Origin of the sequence: Vibrio bathopelagicus (genome assembly GCF_014879975.1) — a bacterium.
In the GTDB taxonomy this organism is placed as follows: domain Bacteria; phylum Pseudomonadota; class Gammaproteobacteria; order Enterobacterales; family Vibrionaceae; genus Vibrio; species Vibrio bathopelagicus.
In genome coordinates this window covers 3,369,633-3,388,886 of the sequence record NZ_CP062500.1, presented here as the reverse complement: position 1 = coordinate 3,388,886, position 19,254 = coordinate 3,369,633, and the positions used below count along the sequence as shown (strand labels likewise).

General features: G+C 45.0%; 15 protein-coding genes and 1 pseudogene. 2 read left to right on the top strand and 14 right to left on the bottom strand.

What is annotated here, in order from left to right:
- Positions 1-172: 172 nt before the first annotated feature.
- The 10 genes and pseudogenes from IHV80_RS15195 to aspA form a co-directional block, all read right to left on the bottom strand.
- Entirely contained in the window at positions 173-2,038 is a 1,866-nt protein-coding gene (locus IHV80_RS15195) for a protein-disulfide reductase DsbD (protein WP_192889547.1), read from the bottom strand.
- 175 nt (positions 2,039-2,213) lie between these two features.
- Entirely contained in the window at positions 2,214-2,702 is a 489-nt protein-coding gene (locus IHV80_RS15190; protein WP_017630898.1) for an arginine repressor, read from the bottom strand.
- Positions 2,703-3,028: 326 nt separating this feature from the next.
- Positions 3,029-3,493 (bottom strand): aspartate carbamoyltransferase regulatory subunit, encoded by a 465-nt coding sequence (gene pyrI / locus IHV80_RS15185; RefSeq protein ID WP_192889546.1) that lies wholly within the window; start codon positions 3,491-3,493, stop codon positions 3,029-3,031.
- A 15-nt stretch (positions 3,494-3,508) separates the two neighbouring features.
- The gene (pyrB, locus tag IHV80_RS15180; protein ID WP_017062721.1) at positions 3,509-4,438 is read right to left on the bottom strand and encodes an aspartate carbamoyltransferase; all 930 of its coding nucleotides are present in this window, start codon (positions 4,436-4,438) and stop codon (positions 3,509-3,511) included.
- A gap of 482 nt (positions 4,439-4,920) precedes the next feature.
- Positions 4,921-5,931 (bottom strand): ornithine carbamoyltransferase, encoded by a 1,011-nt coding sequence (locus IHV80_RS15175; RefSeq protein ID WP_017063666.1) that lies wholly within the window; start codon positions 5,929-5,931, stop codon positions 4,921-4,923.
- Between the two features lie 193 nt (positions 5,932-6,124).
- Entirely contained in the window at positions 6,125-7,036 is a 912-nt protein-coding gene (gene arcC, locus IHV80_RS15170; RefSeq protein ID WP_004729718.1) for a carbamate kinase, read from the bottom strand.
- A gap of 73 nt (positions 7,037-7,109) precedes the next feature.
- Positions 7,110-8,333, bottom strand: coding sequence for an arginine deiminase (gene arcA, locus IHV80_RS15165; RefSeq protein ID WP_192889545.1), 1,224 nt, complete (start codon positions 8,331-8,333; stop codon positions 7,110-7,112).
- 815 nt (positions 8,334-9,148) lie between these two features.
- Positions 9,149-10,594: pseudogene (locus IHV80_RS15160) on the bottom strand (YfcC family protein).
- A 509-nt stretch (positions 10,595-11,103) separates the two neighbouring features.
- Positions 11,104-12,411, bottom strand: coding sequence for an anaerobic C4-dicarboxylate transporter (locus IHV80_RS15155; protein WP_192889544.1), 1,308 nt, complete (start codon positions 12,409-12,411; stop codon positions 11,104-11,106).
- Between the two features lie 180 nt (positions 12,412-12,591).
- A complete protein-coding gene (aspA, locus tag IHV80_RS15150; RefSeq protein ID WP_017083812.1) occupies positions 12,592-14,043 on the bottom strand; it encodes an aspartate ammonia-lyase in 1,452 nt (483 codons plus the stop codon).
- Between the two features lie 284 nt (positions 14,044-14,327).
- Here aspA and IHV80_RS15145 point away from each other — a divergent pair, with 284 nt between their 5' ends.
- Positions 14,328-14,852, top strand: a complete 525-nt coding sequence (locus IHV80_RS15145) for an FxsA family protein (RefSeq protein WP_192889543.1) — start codon at positions 14,328-14,330, stop codon at positions 14,850-14,852.
- A 190-nt stretch (positions 14,853-15,042) separates the two neighbouring features.
- Here IHV80_RS15145 and trmL read toward each other — a convergent pair whose 3' ends face one another.
- The 4 genes from trmL to IHV80_RS15125 form a co-directional block, all read right to left on the bottom strand.
- Positions 15,043-15,522, bottom strand: coding sequence for a tRNA (uridine(34)/cytosine(34)/5-carboxymethylaminomethyluridine(34)-2'-O)-methyltransferase TrmL (trmL, locus tag IHV80_RS15140; protein ID WP_009844716.1), 480 nt, complete (start codon positions 15,520-15,522; stop codon positions 15,043-15,045).
- Between the two features lie 135 nt (positions 15,523-15,657).
- Positions 15,658-16,269: a superoxide dismutase gene (locus IHV80_RS15135; RefSeq protein WP_192889542.1), complete on the bottom strand. Its 612-nt coding sequence runs from the start codon at positions 16,267-16,269 to the stop codon at positions 15,658-15,660.
- A gap of 76 nt (positions 16,270-16,345) precedes the next feature.
- Positions 16,346-17,725 (bottom strand): envelope stress sensor histidine kinase CpxA, encoded by a 1,380-nt coding sequence (cpxA, locus tag IHV80_RS15130; protein WP_192889541.1) that lies wholly within the window; start codon positions 17,723-17,725, stop codon positions 16,346-16,348.
- Entirely contained in the window at positions 17,725-18,414 is a 690-nt protein-coding gene (locus tag IHV80_RS15125; protein ID WP_192889540.1) for a response regulator, read from the bottom strand. Before IHV80_RS15125 ends, cpxA begins: the two co-directional genes overlap by 1 nt.
- A gap of 180 nt (positions 18,415-18,594) precedes the next feature.
- Here IHV80_RS15125 and IHV80_RS15120 point away from each other — a divergent pair, with 180 nt between their 5' ends.
- Complete coding sequence (locus IHV80_RS15120; RefSeq protein WP_192889539.1) at positions 18,595-19,104, top strand: CpxP family protein; 510 nt, start codon at positions 18,595-18,597, stop codon at positions 19,102-19,104.
- The last annotated feature ends 150 nt before the right edge of the window (positions 19,105-19,254 follow it).

Here is a 19,254-nt window from a genome sequence, read left to right as displayed (position 1 = left end):
ATCCTGATTGAGTATGTGGACAATATCTATGCATTAAAAGTCTGAACCATATCGACTTTTATCCCTGTTCTTGGAAAGTGTTTCCTGTAATCACAAAAAAGCCGCACTGCCATCTCGTTACGGAGGGGCGGTGCGGCTTTCGTTCTTGCTTATATTTAGACGAATGTCGTCGTTATAGCTGGTGGTCTTGCATGTGTTTTAAGAATACATCTGCAGGCATAAAACCGGTGACACGAGCATTTGGAACATGGTTACCCTTGCTGTCCCAGAACTCAATTGTTGGTAAACCTAGCACCTGTAACTGTTTAAGCAATTCAATGTCTTGGGGCATGTTCTTCGTTACATCCGCTTGAAGAAGGACAAAATCAGAAAGCTTGTTCTCTACATCGGCTTGATGGAAGGTGTACTTCTCAAACTCTTTACATGCGACACACCAATCGGCGTAGAAATCGAGCATCACTGGCTTACCGAGTTTCTTCGCTTCAATCAACTGGATTTCTAACTCTTCTACCGTGTTGACGCGCGCAAATTGGATTTGCTGTTCAACCACCACGCTCTTTTCTGCAAACCAGTAATTTAAGGCAGGTTGCGCTGAAGCGAATAGTCCGAGCATCGCGATGATGCCCACTGCACTTTGCTTCCAGCCACCGAATGGTAGTGTATTCTTGCTGTGGTAAAGCCAACCAAAGGCGATGAAACCAAGGCCAGACCAAAGTACCGTCGCCCAAAATTCAGGGATGATACGTTCTAATAGGAAGATTGGCGCCGCAAGTAAGATGAAGCCAAATACGACCTTAACCTTATCCATCCAACCGCCCGCTTTCGGCAGTAACTTGTTACCAAATACCGCGACTAAGACCAGTGGAATACCCATACCGATCGCTAAGGCATAAAGGGCAATTGCACCGGTAAATAGGTCACCACTTTGAGCAACGTACAGCAATGCTCCAGACAGTGGTGCTGTAGTACAAGGTGAACACACTAAGCCAGAGATAGCACCCATCGCGAACACGCCTAGAGTATTGCCACCTTGCTGCTTATTGCTTTGGTTATTGAGCCAAGTTTGGATGCTGCTTGGAAGTTGTAGATTATAAACGCCAAACATCGACATCGCTAACGCCACGAACAGAACACTCAAGGCGATCAGCACGTAAGGGTGCTGCATAGCCGCTTGGAACTGCATGCCGGCAGAGGCAACCACTAAACCCAATAAGGTGTAGGTTAAGGCCATGCCTTGCACGTAAATGAACGACAGCATCAGCGCTCGACCTTGGCTGAGCTTGCCGCCACCTAAAACGATACCCGTTAGAATTGGATACATAGGCAACACACACGGCGTAAACGCTAAACCAACACCGAGTGCTAAGAACAAGAGAGGAGTCCACCAACTGTCACCGAGCTTATCGGCTAAGCCTGCTTCTTTTGAAACGGGAGTATTGGTTTGTTGAGTGGTATTGCTTGCTGCGTCAGCTGTAGGAGAAGAGGGTTGTACTGAATTGTCAGCTTCACTAGTTGCATCAGATGAACCTTGTGAGGCACCACTGTTTTGTACATCACTGCTTTTCATATCCCCAGGACTCGTCGCAGTAAACGGTTCAATGTCGATTACTCGAATCTCTGGCGGGTAGCAGAACCCAGCGTCCGCACAGCCTTGATACTTAACGATCAACTGTGAGCCATCTTGGTAACTCTGTAGCGGAACTTGCACGAATAGCGGCTGCGTATAAATGCTCACCTCACCAAAGAATTCATCTTGGTGTGGTTGGCCGTCTTCCATTTCAACATTGCCGATCGCGAGGTTTTTGCCGGTGAAAGAGAGGCTATGTTGATAGAGGTAGTAGCCCTCTTTTACTTGCCAGTCGAGAAGGAGCTTGCCGTCTTGCTGGTAGTAATTGAAAGGGAAAGCTTGGTCTACAGGGACAAAACCATTGTTATTGCCTCCGAAGCTTGGCTCGGCGTTGTCATTTCCAAAAAGCGCCCACGCAGGCTGGGTGAATAGGGAAACGCAAACAAAAAGTAATGTGGCAAGTCGTCGCATACTATTTAGTCATCAAAATGGAGTTGAAGGTATCTTAACTCAATCAGACCGTAATAGTTTGTGATTAGTTTCATCGACCAGAAAATATCCGCTAGGGCGGGTGAGCCACTTTCGTAGGCAGTCGAGAGATAGTCAGTAGAGCAACTGCAGTGAACAGACCTTGCCAATAAGACATTTAGGCAACGCCCAAGCGTGCTTTTACCACTTGTTCGCAAGCGTCTATGTTGGTCGTGTCTTTTGGAATAATTAACACGGTGTCGTTGCCACCAACGGTGCCGATAATCTCGGTATGTGGGTCGATATCAACCAATCTTGCGACCAACTGTGCACAACCAGGGTGGGTTTTTACTATCACCATCGCTTGGTTATGAGTAATTAATTCAATCTGTGATGAGATGGACGCATCGACACGAACAGGTGCACTTTCAACTGTTATGCAGTACACCTTTTTGCCACAGGCGTTCTGGATTTTTACCACGCCAAGCTGTGACAAAATACGAGATACGGTTGATTGGCTAATGCCGGTATAACCTATCTCGACCAGTTTCTCGCGCAGTTGATTTTGGGTCGAGAAGCTTTGTTGTTGTAGTAAGCGTTTGCACGCCGCAGTCAGTGTTTTATCTTCAGCTGAATACAAGCAACCGTGCTCAGTGATTTCGTTCATGAACAACTCCTTAAGGCCAACGTGTGGATATCGCTTGTCCATAGCGTAGAACGCACTCCCAAAGCCGTAGAGTACGGTTATTAATTAGGCTTACCGATGAATCCCGAAGTAGAGAGGAAGGGTATGCGAGATATATGATCATCTATGCATTGAGTCTAACACTAAAGGATAGTTATCTTTTTGAAGGCGATCACCAAACAAAATTCTAGTCAATTGCTTTTATTGTGGAGTTTTATTCTTTGGTTAAATGGATATTTATTCCGTGTTAGGAATAAATATCCATAGTTAATTAAAGGTTTTTGTTGCGGAGGTAATGGCGCTAAGGGTTAGCGAATTTCACTCATGATCTCGCGAGAGAATACTTTTTCACAGTAGTGACATTTTAGCTGCACTTTTTCCCGTTTTAACTGCACTTTAAAGTGACTTTCGACAGGTTCACCGTGTGAAATACAGTTGCTATTTGGGCAAGAGAACACACTGTGGATTTGCTCTGGCAGTACAAGGGTTAGCTTATTAACCACTTTGTACTCTTCAATCTGATTGACCGTTGCCTGCGGAGCATAAAGAGCCAATTGGTTGGCTTGTTCCTTGGTCAGGAAGATGTTTTCAATCTTGATTAGGTCTTTATGACCAAGTGCCGATGATGGCAGGTTTAGCCCCATAGTGATGCGCTGTTCTGTCTTGTGCAGCTTAAACAGTTTAAGGATTTTGATACCAAGGTGCGCAGGGATGTGGTCAATCACGCTGCCGTTACGGATCGCTTCTACTTGTAGCTGAGTTTGTTTAACCATGACTGTTTCTCCTGCTTATAAAGTGTCGTTAAGAACTAGGGCCAATAAGGCTTCGCGAGCGTATACACCGTTTTCAGCTTGTTCGAAGTAGTAAGCGTGTGGCGTTTTATCGACGTCAGTGGTGATTTCGTCGACGCGTGGCAGCGGGTGAAGTACCTTCATGTTTTGGCGTGCGTCTTTCAATGTATCGGCGGTGAGGATGTAAGCTGATTTCATGTGTGCGTATTCCGATGCATCAAACCGCTCTTTCTGTACACGAGTCATGTACAGAACATCCAGTTCCGGCACTACTTCTTCAATGCTGCTGTGAGTGCTGTATTGGATACCCATCTCTTCTAATTCTTCACAGATGTAATCTGGCATCTCTAATACTTCTGGTGCGATAAAGAAGAAACGAACGTTATTGAATTTCGACAGTGCTTGCGTCAGTGAGTGCACGGTGCGGCCATATTTTAGGTCACCGACGAACGCCACATTGAGGTTATCGAGCGTGCCCTGCGTTTCGTAAATTGAGAACAGATCTAGCAAGGTTTGAGTCGGGTGTTGGTTGGCACCATCACCGCCATTGACCACTGGAACCCCATTCGAAAATTCAGAGGCCAAACGTGCTGCACCTTCTTGTGGGTGACGCATCACAAAGGCATCGACGTAAGATGAAATAACCTGCACGGAATCGGCAAGTGTTTCGCCTTTTTTCGCTAGTGAGGTGTTTCCGCCATTATCAAAGCCGATGACGGTGCCACCAAGGCGTTGAACTGCGGTTTCGAATGAAAGGCGAGTTCGAGTTGAAGGCTCAAAGAAGCAACTCGCAACGACCTTATTTTTCAGCAACTCTGGGTTTGGCTCAGCCTTGAGCCTTGCTGCGGTGTCGACGATAAGCTCCAGTTCATTACGAGTGAGCTCAGGTATGGAGATGATGTGCTTGTTAAATAACGAATGCGCCATAACGGGTCTTCCTTCTATGCATACAGTCAAATTGCGGACAAAAAAAAGCCCCCTAAAAATAGGAGGCTTCGAAACGATCAATAGAGCAAAATAAAAATGACACCAACGCCACTCTCGGACGTGTAGTTTGACAATCATGTGCGACAAAATTGCAGTTCATTTTTTGCTCTCTTAAGACAAATTGCGGAGGATTATACTCAGATAAAAACGCCATGCAATACTTTCTGTAAAGTATTCATTTAATGGATTTTTATGCGAAATAACGTCCGTTTTTAACTTCCATTTAAGCCTTTGTTGAAACTGAAAAACTTGTGTTTTTTGGGGCGATAATCTTTTCAGTCGAATGAAAAAAAATGCGGGCTTTATCCAAGGGCTAAATCCCAAGTACGCCACCCGCATTTCCCTGTTATCGCACTCGACTTATCGACTTCTTGAACAATAAGAGAGTGCTTTGCTTCTAAGATTTTTAACTGTTTAGCTTATTAACTACCTAGCGTTGCAACCATTACCGCTTTGATGGTGTGCATACGGTTTTCTGCTTCATCGAACACGATAGAGTATTCAGATTCGACCACTTCATCCGTCACTTCTACGCCATCTTTAAGCTGCGGATATTCAGCAGCAAGCTGTTTGCCGACTGTGGTATCTTCGCCGTGGAAAGCGGGTAGGCAGTGCATGAATTTCACATGTGGGTTGCCAGTCGCTTTGATCATTTCCATGTTCACTTGGTAAGGCATCATTAGGTTGATGCGCTCAGCCCATGCTTCTTTTGCTTCGCCCATTGATACCCAAACATCGGTGTATAGGAAGTCACAACCTTGCACGCCTTCTTGAACATCTTCTGTTAGCGTGATTTTACCGCCAGTGTGTTCAGCAATTTCACGACATTGAGCCAATAGCTCTTCTTGTGGCCAGAACTGTTTTGGTGCAACAAGGCGAATGTCCATACCCATTTTCGCCGCGCCAACCATCAGAGAATTACCCATGTTGTTGCGAGCATCACCTAGGTAAGCAAAACTGATTTCATGCAGTTGTTTACCACGGCCGTATTCCGTCATAGTTAGGAAGTCAGCAAGAATTTGTGTTGGGTGGAATTCGTCAGTCAGACCATTCCATACTGGTACGCCAGCGTAAGCGCCAAGCTCTTCAACGATCTCTTGACCGAAGCCGCGGTATTCAATGCCATCGTACATACGGCCAAGAACGCGAGCTGTATCTTTCATTGATTCTTTGTGGCCAATTTGAGAGCCAGATGGGCCCAAGTAAGAAACTCGAGCACCTTGGTCGAATGCGGCAACTTCAAATGCGCAGCGAGTACGAGTTGATGTTTTCTCAAAGATAAGCGCAATGTTTTTGCCAGTCAGTGTTGGCTGTTCGTAACCGTTGTACTTCGCTTTTTTTAGCTCCATAGAAAGATCTAACAAGTGTTGAATTTCGCGTGGAGTGAAATCTAGTAGTTTTAGGAAGTTACGATTGCGTAGGTTAAAAGCCATGATGTATTCCTTTTTAGATTTAGGCGCTTCCTTGTTACAGGGAAAGAAAATTCAAGAAAGCGCGATTCAATATTTAGTTAAATTTGTTCGGTTCTGTTTGTTCGTTTAATCTGTTTTCGTAAGCTTTAAGAGCTCTCAAGGTTTAAGGTTCTCAAGCTTTAAGTTTTTCAAGGTAATAAAGCTCGATAGTGCGTTAACCTTTGGTGATATTGGTGCCCGCTTGGCCTTGCAGGATTTGCAAACCGTCTTCGAGTGCACCGATACCCACTACCTTGCCGCCTTGCTGAATGAATTCGCACGATGCTTCAATTTTTGGCCCCATTGAGCCGGCATCAAATGTGAACTTCGCCAATTCGCTTGGTGTAGTGCTGCGCAGTGCGTGTTGAGTCGGTTTGCCCCAATCAAGGTACACAGCCTCAGCATCAGTCAGAATAAGCAGTGCATCTGCATCCAATTGTTTCGCCAAGAAAGCCGCTGACATGTCTTTGTCGATAACCGCTTCAACACCGACTAATTTGCCATTCTCTTTTTTCACTGGGATGCCACCACCGCCAGTACAAATCACAAGGTGACCCGCATCGATAAGTTGAGTGATCGCTTCGTGTTCAACAATGCCGGTTGGGCGTGGGCTTGGTACTACGCGACGGAAATGTTGGCCGTCGGGTTTTACGATCCAGTGGAACTTCTCTGCTAACTCACGCGCTTCTGCTTCTTCGTAGATCGGGCCAATCGGCTTAGTTGGATCCGCAAAGGCAGGATCGTTTGGATCAACCGTCATTTGGGTCAACATGCACGAGATGTTGCGGTCAGGCAGGTAGTTCTTAAACTCTTGCATCAGCATGTAGCCGATCATGCCTTGAGTTTCACTGCCCAACACATCTAGCGGATATGGGTTTACTTTTTTGTATTCCAAACCTTGCAAGGCAAGTAAGCCAACTTGTGGGCCATTACCGTGCACTAACACCACGTTGTACACTTTTGCGATTTCAGAGATGGTTTTAACCGCGGTTTCAATATTACGGCGTTGAACATCGGCTTCTAACGGCTCACCGCGACGAAGTAGGGCATTACCGCCGAGTGCAACAACAACAGTTTGCTTAGTCATAATTGTGTTCTCTCATTTTGGCCAAGCTGAGATTATTCAAGATCGTTCAACTTGGCCGTTTTCGTCTTAGTGATTAGATACCATCACGTTCAATTGGGCAGCTCATGCAGCGTGCGCCACCGCGACCGCGGCCAAGTTCGTCTCCTGGAATTGGCAGCACTGTGATACCAGCTTTGTCGTATTTTTCATTGGTGTATGTGTTGCCTTCGTAGCCAATCACGACGCCAGGTTTAACCGTTAGTACATTGTTCGCGTCGTTCCACTGTTCACGCTCTGCATGGAAGTTGTCACCACCTGTCGTGATTAGGTTTAGCTTGTCTACGCCAAGTGCTTTTTCGATAGCCGTTACGAAGTAGCCTTCTTCTTTCACTTTCACAGTGCCTGATTCATCGCCAGTTAGGTTCCAGCACTGCACGTCTTTACTCACCACTTCAGGGTAAACAGAGAACGTATCTTCGTTCATGTGCGTCATAACGGTGTCTAAGTGCATGCAAGAGCGGTGTTTTGGTAACTGCATTGCGATAACTTGTTTCGCTTGACCGTGTTTGAATAGGCTAGATGCTAAGTGCTCAACACCTTGTGCTGTTGTACGCTCAGACATACCGATAAGAACCGCGCCACGACCGAGCACAAGAACGTCACCACCTTCAATCGTTGAGTTGTCGTAGTTGATTTTTTCTTCATCACCGAAGTATTTAATGAAGTCTTGGCCTGCGAATGTTGGGTGCCACCGGTAAATAGCGCGAACGTGGTTTGTTTCACGTTGACGAGCAGGTTTTGCCATTGGGTTGATAGAGACACCGCCGTATACCCAGCAAGATGTATCGCGAGTAAATAGATGATTTGGTAGAGGCTCGATAATGAAGTCGGTTGGTGCGTGCATGCCTTGCATCATTGAAGATGATTTCATTGGCATCTCAGCGTAAGACAAACCGCCTGTTAGGATTTTTGCTAGCTCTAGATTTGGTAAGTCGCCCAAGTAGCAGCGCACGTCATTTGCGAATGTTTTACCCAAACGGTAATCAGATACTTGGCAGCTTAGTAGCCAATCTTTCGCTTCTGGCACGGCTAGTGTGTCTGCTAGCAAGTCAGTAAGAAGAAGAACTTCAACACCCTGATCACGTAGCGTTTGAGTAAATGCGTCATGCTCTTTACCTGCACGCTCAACAGCCAGTACGTCATCAAACAGCAAATCGTGACAGTTAGAGGGTGTTAGGTGAGTCAGTGCGCGTCTTGGGCGGTGAACTAGAACGCGGCGTAATTGACCTATTTCAGAACCTACATAGAACTTACTCATGATCGTCTCTCTCTTATATATTTGAATTACTTTATTGCTAAGAGTAATTATTTATTTTCAGTTGAGAAGAATGAATTATTTATTCATATCTCTTGTCTGGAATTAATATTACGCCTGCTAGTCAGGTATTCTTAGAGATCTATCACAAATCGTTTTTTATCCCTCAGCCCTTTAAAATTAAGGGTTTTAACAAACTTTATGCACTTTCAACTATTGTTAGTCCTTTCTAAATAGTTAACTCCTTGGGAATATTATGCATGCTTTTTTCATTCGTCTGGCTAGAATCTAACTTGTGAGGGATTATATGCAAAGTGGTTTTATTGATAAGAATGAGCTTAGATTGGAAGTATGCAATGTTAGTATTTATATATTTAATTTTGTATGTGGAATTAATTATTCTTTAACAATTTAAATGCGAATAAAGCTATTGTGGTCACACTTTATAATTAGGTGTTTTAAGCAGGTTTTCTATAAAAACCGCTCCTATTTATCCTTTGGTGATTATGGATTGAATTACTTTAAATATAATTAACGCTAATAAATGACTAAATATTTGTATAAATATAAGAACGAAGAATACTTGGCGTTTTATTAGCCTTAACCTTGATGTTTAAACGTAGGTTTATTCTTTGTCGAAAGTGGTTTTTGCTCGTTTAAGTTTTGCTACTGAGATAGGTCATTGAGAGGGTTAAATGAAGCGTGTGCAGCTCGTGAGGCTGTTTCGGTAAATGGAGTTGGCTTTGATCGATAGCGATAAAAAAGCCGCTAAGAAAGCGGCTTTGAACGAGAAGATGAAGTTTGTTGGTTGGAGTTGTCTAGATAAGCGCACCAATACTCAGCACAACGATGCAGAACACCATCAAGATGCCGATTAATGGCATTACCCATTTTACCCAGCGTACGTAAGGGACTCGAGCAATCGCCAAGCCACCCATTACCACCGCAGAGGTTGGAGTGATTAAGTTAACCAAGCCTGATGCTGATTGGTAAGCGGTGATAACAAGGTCACGACCTACGCCTGCAAAGTCAGCCAACGGTGCCATGATCGGCATAGTCAGTACCGCTAAACCAGAGGTCGACGGCACTAAGAATGACAATAGAATCTCTAAGAAGAACATCACGTTAATAAAGACAACCGAAGATAGCCCGGTAACCATTTGTTCTGCAGAGAAAAGAATGGTGTCGGTGATCATACCGCGGTCCATCACGACTACGATACCACGTGCAATACCTATGATAAGCGCTACACCAAGTAGGTCGCGGGCACCATCAATGAAGCTGGTGGTAAACTCTTCTTCGCTCATGCGGACACAATTCCGACGATGATTGTCGCTGCCAGGAACATTGCAGAGATCTCAGCCATCCACCATCCAGCAACAGATACGCCGTAAATCATCACCGCGAAAGAGCCACCGAAAATAGTCAGAATCAGTTTACGAGTCGCGGTGAATTCAAGTTTTCCCCACTCGCGTTACCAAGGAAATGTGCTTTGTTCTCTTCGTATTTGTCGTAGACAATTGATGTTGTTGGGTCAGCTTGAACCATTCTTGCGTAACGCATAACGTAAGCGACACAAATACCCCAACCAATAATCAGCATTCCAACACGCAGTGCGATACCGTCGGTAAATGGAATGCCAGAGGCGTTGGCAGCAATAACGGTCGCGAATGGGTTAATGGTAGAACCTAGCACCCCAATCCCTGCGCCAAGCAATACCGTCGCAGCAGCAACCAGAGGGTCAAAGCGAGCGGCCATCATTACAGGTACAAGTAGCGTATAGAATGGGAGTGACTCTTCTGCCATGCCGTAGACAGTACCGCCTGCAACAAACAGTGCCATCAGTATTGGTATCATCAGCTCTTCTCGCCCTTCGAGGCGGGCGGTGACGCGTTCGATACCAGCATCAATCGCGCCAGTCTTGGTTACTAGCCCTAAGAAGCCACCAATGATTAAGATGAACAGTGAAACGTCGATGGCCGCAGCTTCATAGCTATTGTGGTCGTAGAAACCGTCAATAGGCGCTAGTAGTACGTCAATTACACCTTGAGGGTTACCTTCTACGGCTTGATAGGTTCCGGTTACGGGTACTTCTCGACCGAGTTCTTCATTCATGGCTCGGTCGTATTGGCCTGCCGGAACAACCCAGGTAAGGAGCGCTACGAACGCAATAAGAATAAATAAAATGGTGTAGGCAGAAGGGAATTTAAAATTGGCAAAGAAGCCGCCCTTTTTTTCTCGCTTGGTATTGTCTGAGTCGTCATGGCTATCTCCTTACATCATCTTAAATAAAAGTGATGTGAATTAGCGACTAATGATTTATAGATTGTAAATACACTGACACTTATAAAGTACCCAACGATATAAAGTTGCTGACTTTAAATTAAGTTAGTTTTATATTTACTGATCCAAATGAAGTTGAATTTAATTTAGCTGCGGTTATTTTATGCCTTACCTAGCTATTTAAATTTGTTGCTGTTCACAAAAATAGTTGCCAATGAGAGGACTTAAAAATGGCATAAAAACAGCAAGGTTTTTTGGTTAGTTAGCTTGGATTAATATTCGGTGTGGAAGAGGGGGAATTGAGGGGAGATTGATTGGGTAGGCATTCCTAATTAATCGCGTGAATAATCTTGGAATTTTATTCAAACTTTATTTTTGGTTGGTTTTTAAAGTTTATAATGGTTATTTGACGTGTATCAAATAACACATTGAGCAGAAAACAAAAAAGGAAGCCGAAGCTTCCTTTTAAAGTTTTTATCATCAGCGAATGTTAGATAAACAGACCGCCGAATGCGAAGCCTAGTGCTACCGCAGTACTGATTGTTACCACACCTGGAATGAAGAATGGGTGGTTGAATACGTAGTTACCGATACGCGTTGAGCCTGTGTCATCCATCTCAACCGCTGCTAGTAGCGTAGGGTAAGTTGGAAGTACGAACAGCGCACTTACCGCAGCAAATGAAGCAACGGCTGTTAGTGGTGCTACGCCAATCGCTAGAGCTGCAGGCATTAGTGCAACTGTTGTTGCGCCTTGAGAGTAAAGCAGCATAGAAGCGAAAAACAGAACAAGAGCCAGCATCCATGGGTAGTCAGCCAGTAGAGCGCCTGCTACGTCTTTGATTTCAGCAACGTGTGCGTTTACAAACGTAGAACCTAACCAAGCCACACCAAGTACACATACACACGCTGTCATACCGGAGCGGAATGTTGGCGCTGAAGAAATCTTCGCTGCATCAATCTTAGTGAACATAACAATTGCAGCAGCAGCTGCCAGCATCACAGACATGATTGCTTCGTTACGGCCCAGAGCTGGGTTTTCAATTAGGCCAACAGAGCTAGAGATAGCTGCTGCGTAACAAACAACGAAACCAATCGCCGCTAGGAAGATGTAAGTCGCTCTCTTCGCTGTTGGAAGGATCTCGCGTTTCTCTTCTGTTGCCAGTTTGATTAGACCTTTTTCTAGACGCTCTTGGTAAACAGGATCGTCTTTCAGTTCGCTGCCCATGTAGTTAGCGACAACCGCACCAACCATACAAGCGATGAAGGTTGTTGGGATACAAACCATCAATAGCGTTAGGTAATCAACACCAAATGGTGCCAGCATTGCTGCGAATGCCACAACCGCTGCCGAAATTGGAGAAGCTGTGATAGCAATTTGAGAGGCTACTACTGCGATAGACAGTGGACGAGAAGGACGCACGCCTTGGCCTTTCGCTACTTCTGCGATTACAGGAAGCGTTGAGAATGCTGTGTGGCCAGTACCCGCCATCAATGTCATTACAAAGGTCACGATTGGCGCGTAAAAGGTGATGCGTTCAGGGTGCTTACGCAAAAAGTTTTCTGCAATTTGCACCAACCAGTCCATACCGCCAGCAACCTGCATTGCTGCAATTGCGGTGATAACCGACATGATGATCAAGATTACGTCGATCGGGATGAAAGATTGGCTTGTTGGAACACCAAGAATAAGTGAAAGGGCAATAACACCAGCACCACCGGCAAAACCAATACCGATACCGCCAATTCTGGCCCCCAAAAAGATAAAGAGCAGGACGATAAATAGTTCTACTGCAATCATAAGTAACACCTCATTTAGATTTTATTATGTGACCACTCATTGAGAGAATGTTCAGATAATAGTTCTATGGTTTAGATTCGATTAAGCAAAAATGCAACCAACGGAAATCCACAAAATAAGCAGGGTTAACCGTATTGGAGCCTAAAAAAGGGCTCCGCTTGGAGCCCTTTCTCGCTAACTTTATTCGTAGCGCTTCGCTTTATACTGAGGATGCATCAAATTTTCAACAGAGAAAATGTCATCAAGTTCTTCTTCGCTCAATAAACCGCGCTCTAGAACTACATCACGAACACTCTTACCTGTTTCTGCACAAATCTTACCAACGATGTCACCTTCGTGGTGGCCAATGTATGGGTTTAGGTAAGTTACGATACCGATAGAGTTAAATACGTGAGATTCACATACTTCTTTGTTCACAGTAATGCCGTCTACACACTTGTCGCGTAGGTTCACACATGCGTTTGTTAGGATGTCTAAAGACTCAAACATGCTTTGTGCGATAACAGGTTCCATTACGTTCAGTTGAAGCTGACCGCCTTCTGCTGCGAAAGAAACCGTGTTGTCGTTACCTAGAACTTTAAAGCAAACTTGGTTTACTACTTCAGGTACAACTGGGTTTACTTTAGCAGGCATGATTGAAGAACCCGCTTGCAGTTCTGGTAGGTTTAGCTCGTTGAAGCCAGTGCGTGGGCCTGAAGAAAGAAGACGTAAGTCGTTACAGATCTTAGACAGTTTAACCGCTAGACGCTTAAGTGCACCGTGCGTCATTACGTATGCGCCACAGTCAGACGTTGCTTCGATAAGATCTTCAGCGGCTACACACTCTAGGCCAGTTACTTCTGCTAGGTGTTTCACTGCTAGGCCTTGGTAACCCGGTGCTGCGTTCAGACCGGTACCGATAGCCGTTGCGCCTAGGTTAACTTCAAGCAGAAGCTTTGAAGTGTATTCTAGGTTTTTGATTTCTTCATTGATGGTTACAGCCCAAGCGTGGAACTCTTGGCCAACCGTCATAGGTACAGCGTCTTGAAGTTGAGTACGACCCATCTTCAGGATTGTGTTGAATTCTTGGCTCTTAAGCTCGAATGCACCTTTTAGGTACTCGATAGCGTCAATCAGTTTACGAACGCTGTTGTACACAGAGATACGGAAACCAGTTGGGTAAGCACAGTTAGTTGATTGGCTGCGGTTTACATGGTCATTTGGGTTGATGAACTCATATTGGCCTTTTTCTTTGCCCATAAGTTCAAGTGCCACGTTTGCCACTACTTCGTTAGCATTCATGTTTACAGAAGTACCAGCACCACCTTGGAATACATCCGATGGGAACTGATCCATACACTTGCCAGTGTCTAGAATTAGGTCACAAGCTTCGATGATGTATTTAGCCACTTCGCTTGGGATTACACCTAACTCTTTGTTTGCTAAAGCCGCTGCTTTCTTTGTCATCACCATACCGCGAACGAATTCAGGTACATCTGAGATCGTTACATTTGAGATGTTGAAGTTTTCAACTGCGCGTAGAGTGTGGATGCCGTAGTAAGCATCAGCCGGAACATGACGTTGACCTAGTAGATCTTCTTCGAGACGAGTAGCTTGAGGAGCTTCAACTTGAGCTTCTGATAGATTAGCCATAACAGGATCCTTAGAGAATTATTCTGATTATATAGTTAGTTATTAGCCTATTCTGTGTGCAAATACTCCGTTCGCTAGAATATTGGGCTGATAAATCCGTCCTGACTTATGTGGCACATGATACTGTACCTAGCGCATAAAAATAGTAAGTTGATCACCTTTTTCGTTTTTGTTTCGTCAATATTTTGCAAAGTTATTCTCGGTCAATAAACACGCTTATTTACAGGATAAATTTGAGATTGATAGAGCTTTCAGCGTAAACTGGGAGTAACAAAGGAGGGCGTGTGTTTCCTATCTTATTATTACTATTTATCTTCGTACCTATCATTGAGATTGGTCTATTTATTCAAGTTGGTGGCTTCTTAGGGTTGTGGCCAACTATTGCGTTAGTTTTGATTACTGCATTTGTTGGTGCATCGCTTGTTCGTAGCCAAGGTATTCAGACACTTATGTCTGTGCAAGGTCGACTACAACAAGGCGAAATGCCAGCACAACAGATTCTTGAAGGAGTGATGCTTGCGGTTGCAGGTGTATTGCTGCTGACTCCGGGCTTTATGACGGACGCACTCGGTATGTTGGTATTGCTACCAGCACCAAGAGCGATGATTGCTAAGAAAATGATGGAAAAAATGGTGGTGACCAATATGTCTGGTGGCTTCCATGCTGGTGGACAAGCTGGTTTTGGCCAGAGCCCATTTGGACAAGACCCTTTCAATCGTGACCCATCTGACCCATCAAAAGATGGCAACACCTTTGAGGGTGAGTTTGAGAAGAAAGACGATGACAACGATCGTAATCGCTTAAACTAATTTTGCTGCTATATTGTTTGTCTTTATAGAAAGATAAAGACAATAAGAACAGAAACAGAAAAGGCTCTTACCTTTATCCTTCGCAAGAAAGAGATAATGGTAAGAGCCTTTTTATTGCGTGTTAGCTATTTACTATTGTTAGCAGGAACAGGTAACAGGCCGTGTGAGCGGTTATTTACTGAGATTGTTATTATACCGCGCCTTCAAAGCCCATTTGTCGCCACGCTTCGAAAGCGATGATAGCAACCGCGTTAGATAGGTTTAGGCTACGTGCGTCTGGCATCATAGGAATACGAATACGTTGTTCCATTGGCATGCTTTCGATGAACTCTGCAGGCAGGCCGCGTGTTTCAGGGCCAAACATCAACACATCACCTTGTTGGAATTTAGCATCAACGTGGTGACCCGTAGTTTTAGTCGTGCAAGCGAAGATACGGAAATCACCCTCGCGTTCGTTCTCTAGATACTCAAGGAAGGCTTCTAGGTTCTTGTGACGCTTAACTCGCGCTAGGTCGTGGTAATCCAAGCCAGCACGACGAACTTTCTTCTCTTCAAAATCAAAGCCAAGTGGCTCAATTAGGTGCAGGTTTGCGCCGCAGTTAGCACATAGGCGGATGATGTTACCCGTATTGGGCGCAATTTCTGGTTCGTATAGAGCGATATCAAACATGTTGGTTCACAAGAATAATCAAAGATAGCCAGAGTATACGGTGGCAAGCTGAGTGAGTACAGTTCACCACCTCTGGTTATGCGAGTGACGGTATTAAGACTCGCTATTGTCGTTAGGCTTATGCAGTCGTTAAACTTATTTAGCGAGTGCTTGTGCGTAGTTTTCAGAAACCGCGGCCCAATTCACCACGTTCCACCATGCATTGATGTAATCAGGGCGACGGTTTTGGTAGCTGATGTAGTAGGCGTGTTCCCAAACGTCGAGGGCAAGAATCGGCTCACCATTACTGGCTACCGTATCCATCCAAGGATTATCTTGGTTTGAGGTTGAGATGATCTTCAGTTGTCCATCTTCTACTACTAACCAAGCGAAGCCAGAACCGAAGGTATTGATCGCCGCTTGCGCGAACAACTCTTGGAACGCTTTGAAATCTCCGAATGTACTTTTGATAGCCTCACCAAGTTCGCCCGTCGGTTCACCACCACCGTCTTGAGACATGCAATTCCAATACAAAATGTGGTTGTAGTAACCGCCGCCATTATTACGAACCGCAGGGCTGTGCTGAGAAATGTTTGCGAAGATCTCGGTTAGAGATTGCTGTTCAAGTTTACTGCCAGAGACAGCTGCAACAAACTTATCGTAGTAGGTTCTATGGTGCTTGCTGTAATGCACTTCCATCGTTTTCGCATCAATGTAAGGTTCTAGAGCATCGTAAGCATAGGGTAGAGCTGGGAAAGTGTGTGACATGGTAAATCCTCCATAATTAGAGGATTTACCATAATGATAATGGCAATCATTATCAACTGCGGTCTTTGTGGGGGTATTACACCGGTAGGATAGGCAAGGTAATTTCCAGGTGTAGTCCGCCCAATGTGCTGCGACTGGCTGTGATGGTTCCGCTGTGTTGGCGAATCGCACTTTCAGTAATGGTTAACCCGAGACCTGTGCCGCCAGAGTTTCTGTCACGCGCCGTTGAAACACGGTAGAAAGGTCTGAAGATAGAGTCCAGTTCATCCTCTGGTACACCATCACCATTATCATTGACGCAAATTGTTAGCTGATCTTGGACCACATGGAATTGCACATCTACTTGGTCTTTGCCGTAGTAGATCGCATTGCGTGTAATGTTGTCTAACGCACTCATCAGCAGCTTAGGGTTCCCCGAAATGGAGCGTTCAGGGATATCCGAAAAGGTCAGCAATTTACCCATTTGTTCAGCTTCAAACTCTGCATCTTTTAAGATCTCTTCCCACAGGCTCGATATAGGTTGAACCTCACGAGTAATATGGCTGTCAACTTGCATGCGAGATAGCGTCAGTAGCTCACTGATCATCTGCTCTAAACGCTGCGCCTCGGTATCAATACGATCAAGCTCTGGGCTATCACCTTGTTTACGAATCGCCAGTGCATTCGCCATGCGCAGGCGAGTCAGTGGAGAGCGGAGCTCGTGTGATATATCAGAGAGTAGTCGCTGTTGCCCCGAAATCATCTGGTTTACCGCTTCGACCATTTGGTTAAAGCTTTCACCGGCTTGTCTGAATTCTGATGTGCCTTTTTCAAGTGTGGGGTCGACCTCAAACTGACCCTTTGCTACACGTTGTGCTGCGCGTTCAAGCCTGCGAGCCGGTTGACTCAGTGCCCAAGCTAACCAAAGTAATAGTGGAGTACTCGCTAACATGACGGCAAGCAATAGCTGTAGAGGTCTATCAAACAGTCGTAGCAAAAATGGTGGAGGTTGGTTCCATTTCACTCCGGCGTACATCAACAGTTCTTCACCAGCGAGTGTAATCGGCACTGGCCCAGCGACCATGTAGTGTCCGTAAAGCTTTTGCTTTGGTACCTCTGGGTTATCAATTGAGGTCACAAAGTTACGAATCGCTTTAAGCTTGTAGTCCGAATGCCTTTTTGAGGTTAGGACTGCGCCCTCAAGGTCGGTTAAATAGATGCGAGTACGAGAATCCTTACGGCTACGTGGTGCCTCAAGTTGGAAGATGATTTTCCCCAGATTCGGTTCTCTGGCGTAGCGTTTTTCGGTGCCTTTAGCGATACGCTCTAATTTATTGAGATGATCGGCGGGCACATCTCGCGCCACTCGAGGGTCTAAGTGCGGTAGAGATAATACGGATAAAAGCACCAGTAACATGGTGAACCAAAAGATGGCAAAGATACGTCCATATAAGCTAGTGATTTTAGGTATACGCATTAACCTTCCTCTACCAATAAATAGCCACGACCGCGTAAGGTTTTGATGCGAGATTTACCGTCAGTACGTTCTGGAATCTTCTTACGCAGATTAGAGATATGCATATCAATTGCACGGTCAAATGCCGCTAGTCTTTTACCCAACACATCTAAGCTTAACGCTTCTTTGGTGATCACTTGCCCCGGATTCTGAATCAGATGACTAAGCAGTGCGAATTCTGTGGTGGTGAGATCGATTTGCTGACCATTACAGTAAGCTTCTTGTTTGCCCGGGAACACTTCGATGTCTTGGTATTGAATGGTATCACTGGCTGATTTAGGTGCTGCAGCGGTTTGTGTACGACGCAAGATGGCACGAATACGAGCAAGCAATTCTCGGTCACTGAACGGTTTTGGTAAGTAATCATCAGCGCCAAGTTCAAGGCCAATCACACGATCGATCTCTTCACCTTTGGCGGTCAGCATTAATACCGGTGTTTCCCAATTTTCTCTTAGCTTCTTAAGGGTTTCCATGCCATTGAGACGTGGCATCATCACATCCAATAGGACCAAGTCTATCTCATCATTGATGGCCTCGAGCCCCGCATAGCCGTCATTAGCTTCGGAAACAGTAAATCCCTCAAAGCTCAGAATGTCTTTAAGTAAGCCGGTTAACTCGGTGTCGTCATCAATAAGAAGAATGTTCGCCATTGGGAAGCCTTAATTGGGGGGTTATAGGTTAATAATACTGCTAATTATTCGTCAACTTTCACTCTTTACGATTCTTTACGCTTTCTAAACGTCACTTTACGAGGGAAAGACTAATCTATATTCAAGCGCTGAGAAACAGACGCAACACATGACTTATTATACCGAATTGAGGCAACAATTATGAAAATGACTAAGAAACTTGTACTAGCAGCTGCGGCACTTCCACTAATGTTAGGTACAGCAAGCGCGTTCGCATATGGCGGCGGCGATAAAGGCGACCACAAAGGCATGCACGGTAAATGTGGCGGCTTCGATAAGAAAGTGATGCGTCAGCTAGACCTGACTGATGCACAGAAAACAGAATTGAAAGAGATGCGCGAAGCGAATCGTGCAGAGATGAAAGAAAAACACGCTGGCAACAAAGCCGACAAAATGGCGAAAATGAAAGCGCACCACGAGAAAGTTCAAGCATTGGTATTGGCTGACAACTTCGATGAAGCGGCAGCAAACGACCTAGCAAGCCAAATGGTTGAGAAGCAAACTGAGCGTCGCGTAGCAATGCTTAAGAAACAACACCAAATGATGAGCGTACTAACGGCTGAGCAAAAGACTCAACTGAAAGAAATCCAGCAAGAGCGCATGGCTAAGTGTGCTGACAAAATGGAAAAACACATGAATAAAGACAAGTAGTTCATGGCCTGAGAAAGCCGGATTGAATGAAAGTGTTTAGAAAGAAGCGGCCGAGTGCCGCTTTTTTTGATCCCTAGAAATGAATATTTTAGATCATGGCTGTCATATTCAATTGATTGTTTGCGGGTTATACTTTGTGCTATCAGTCAC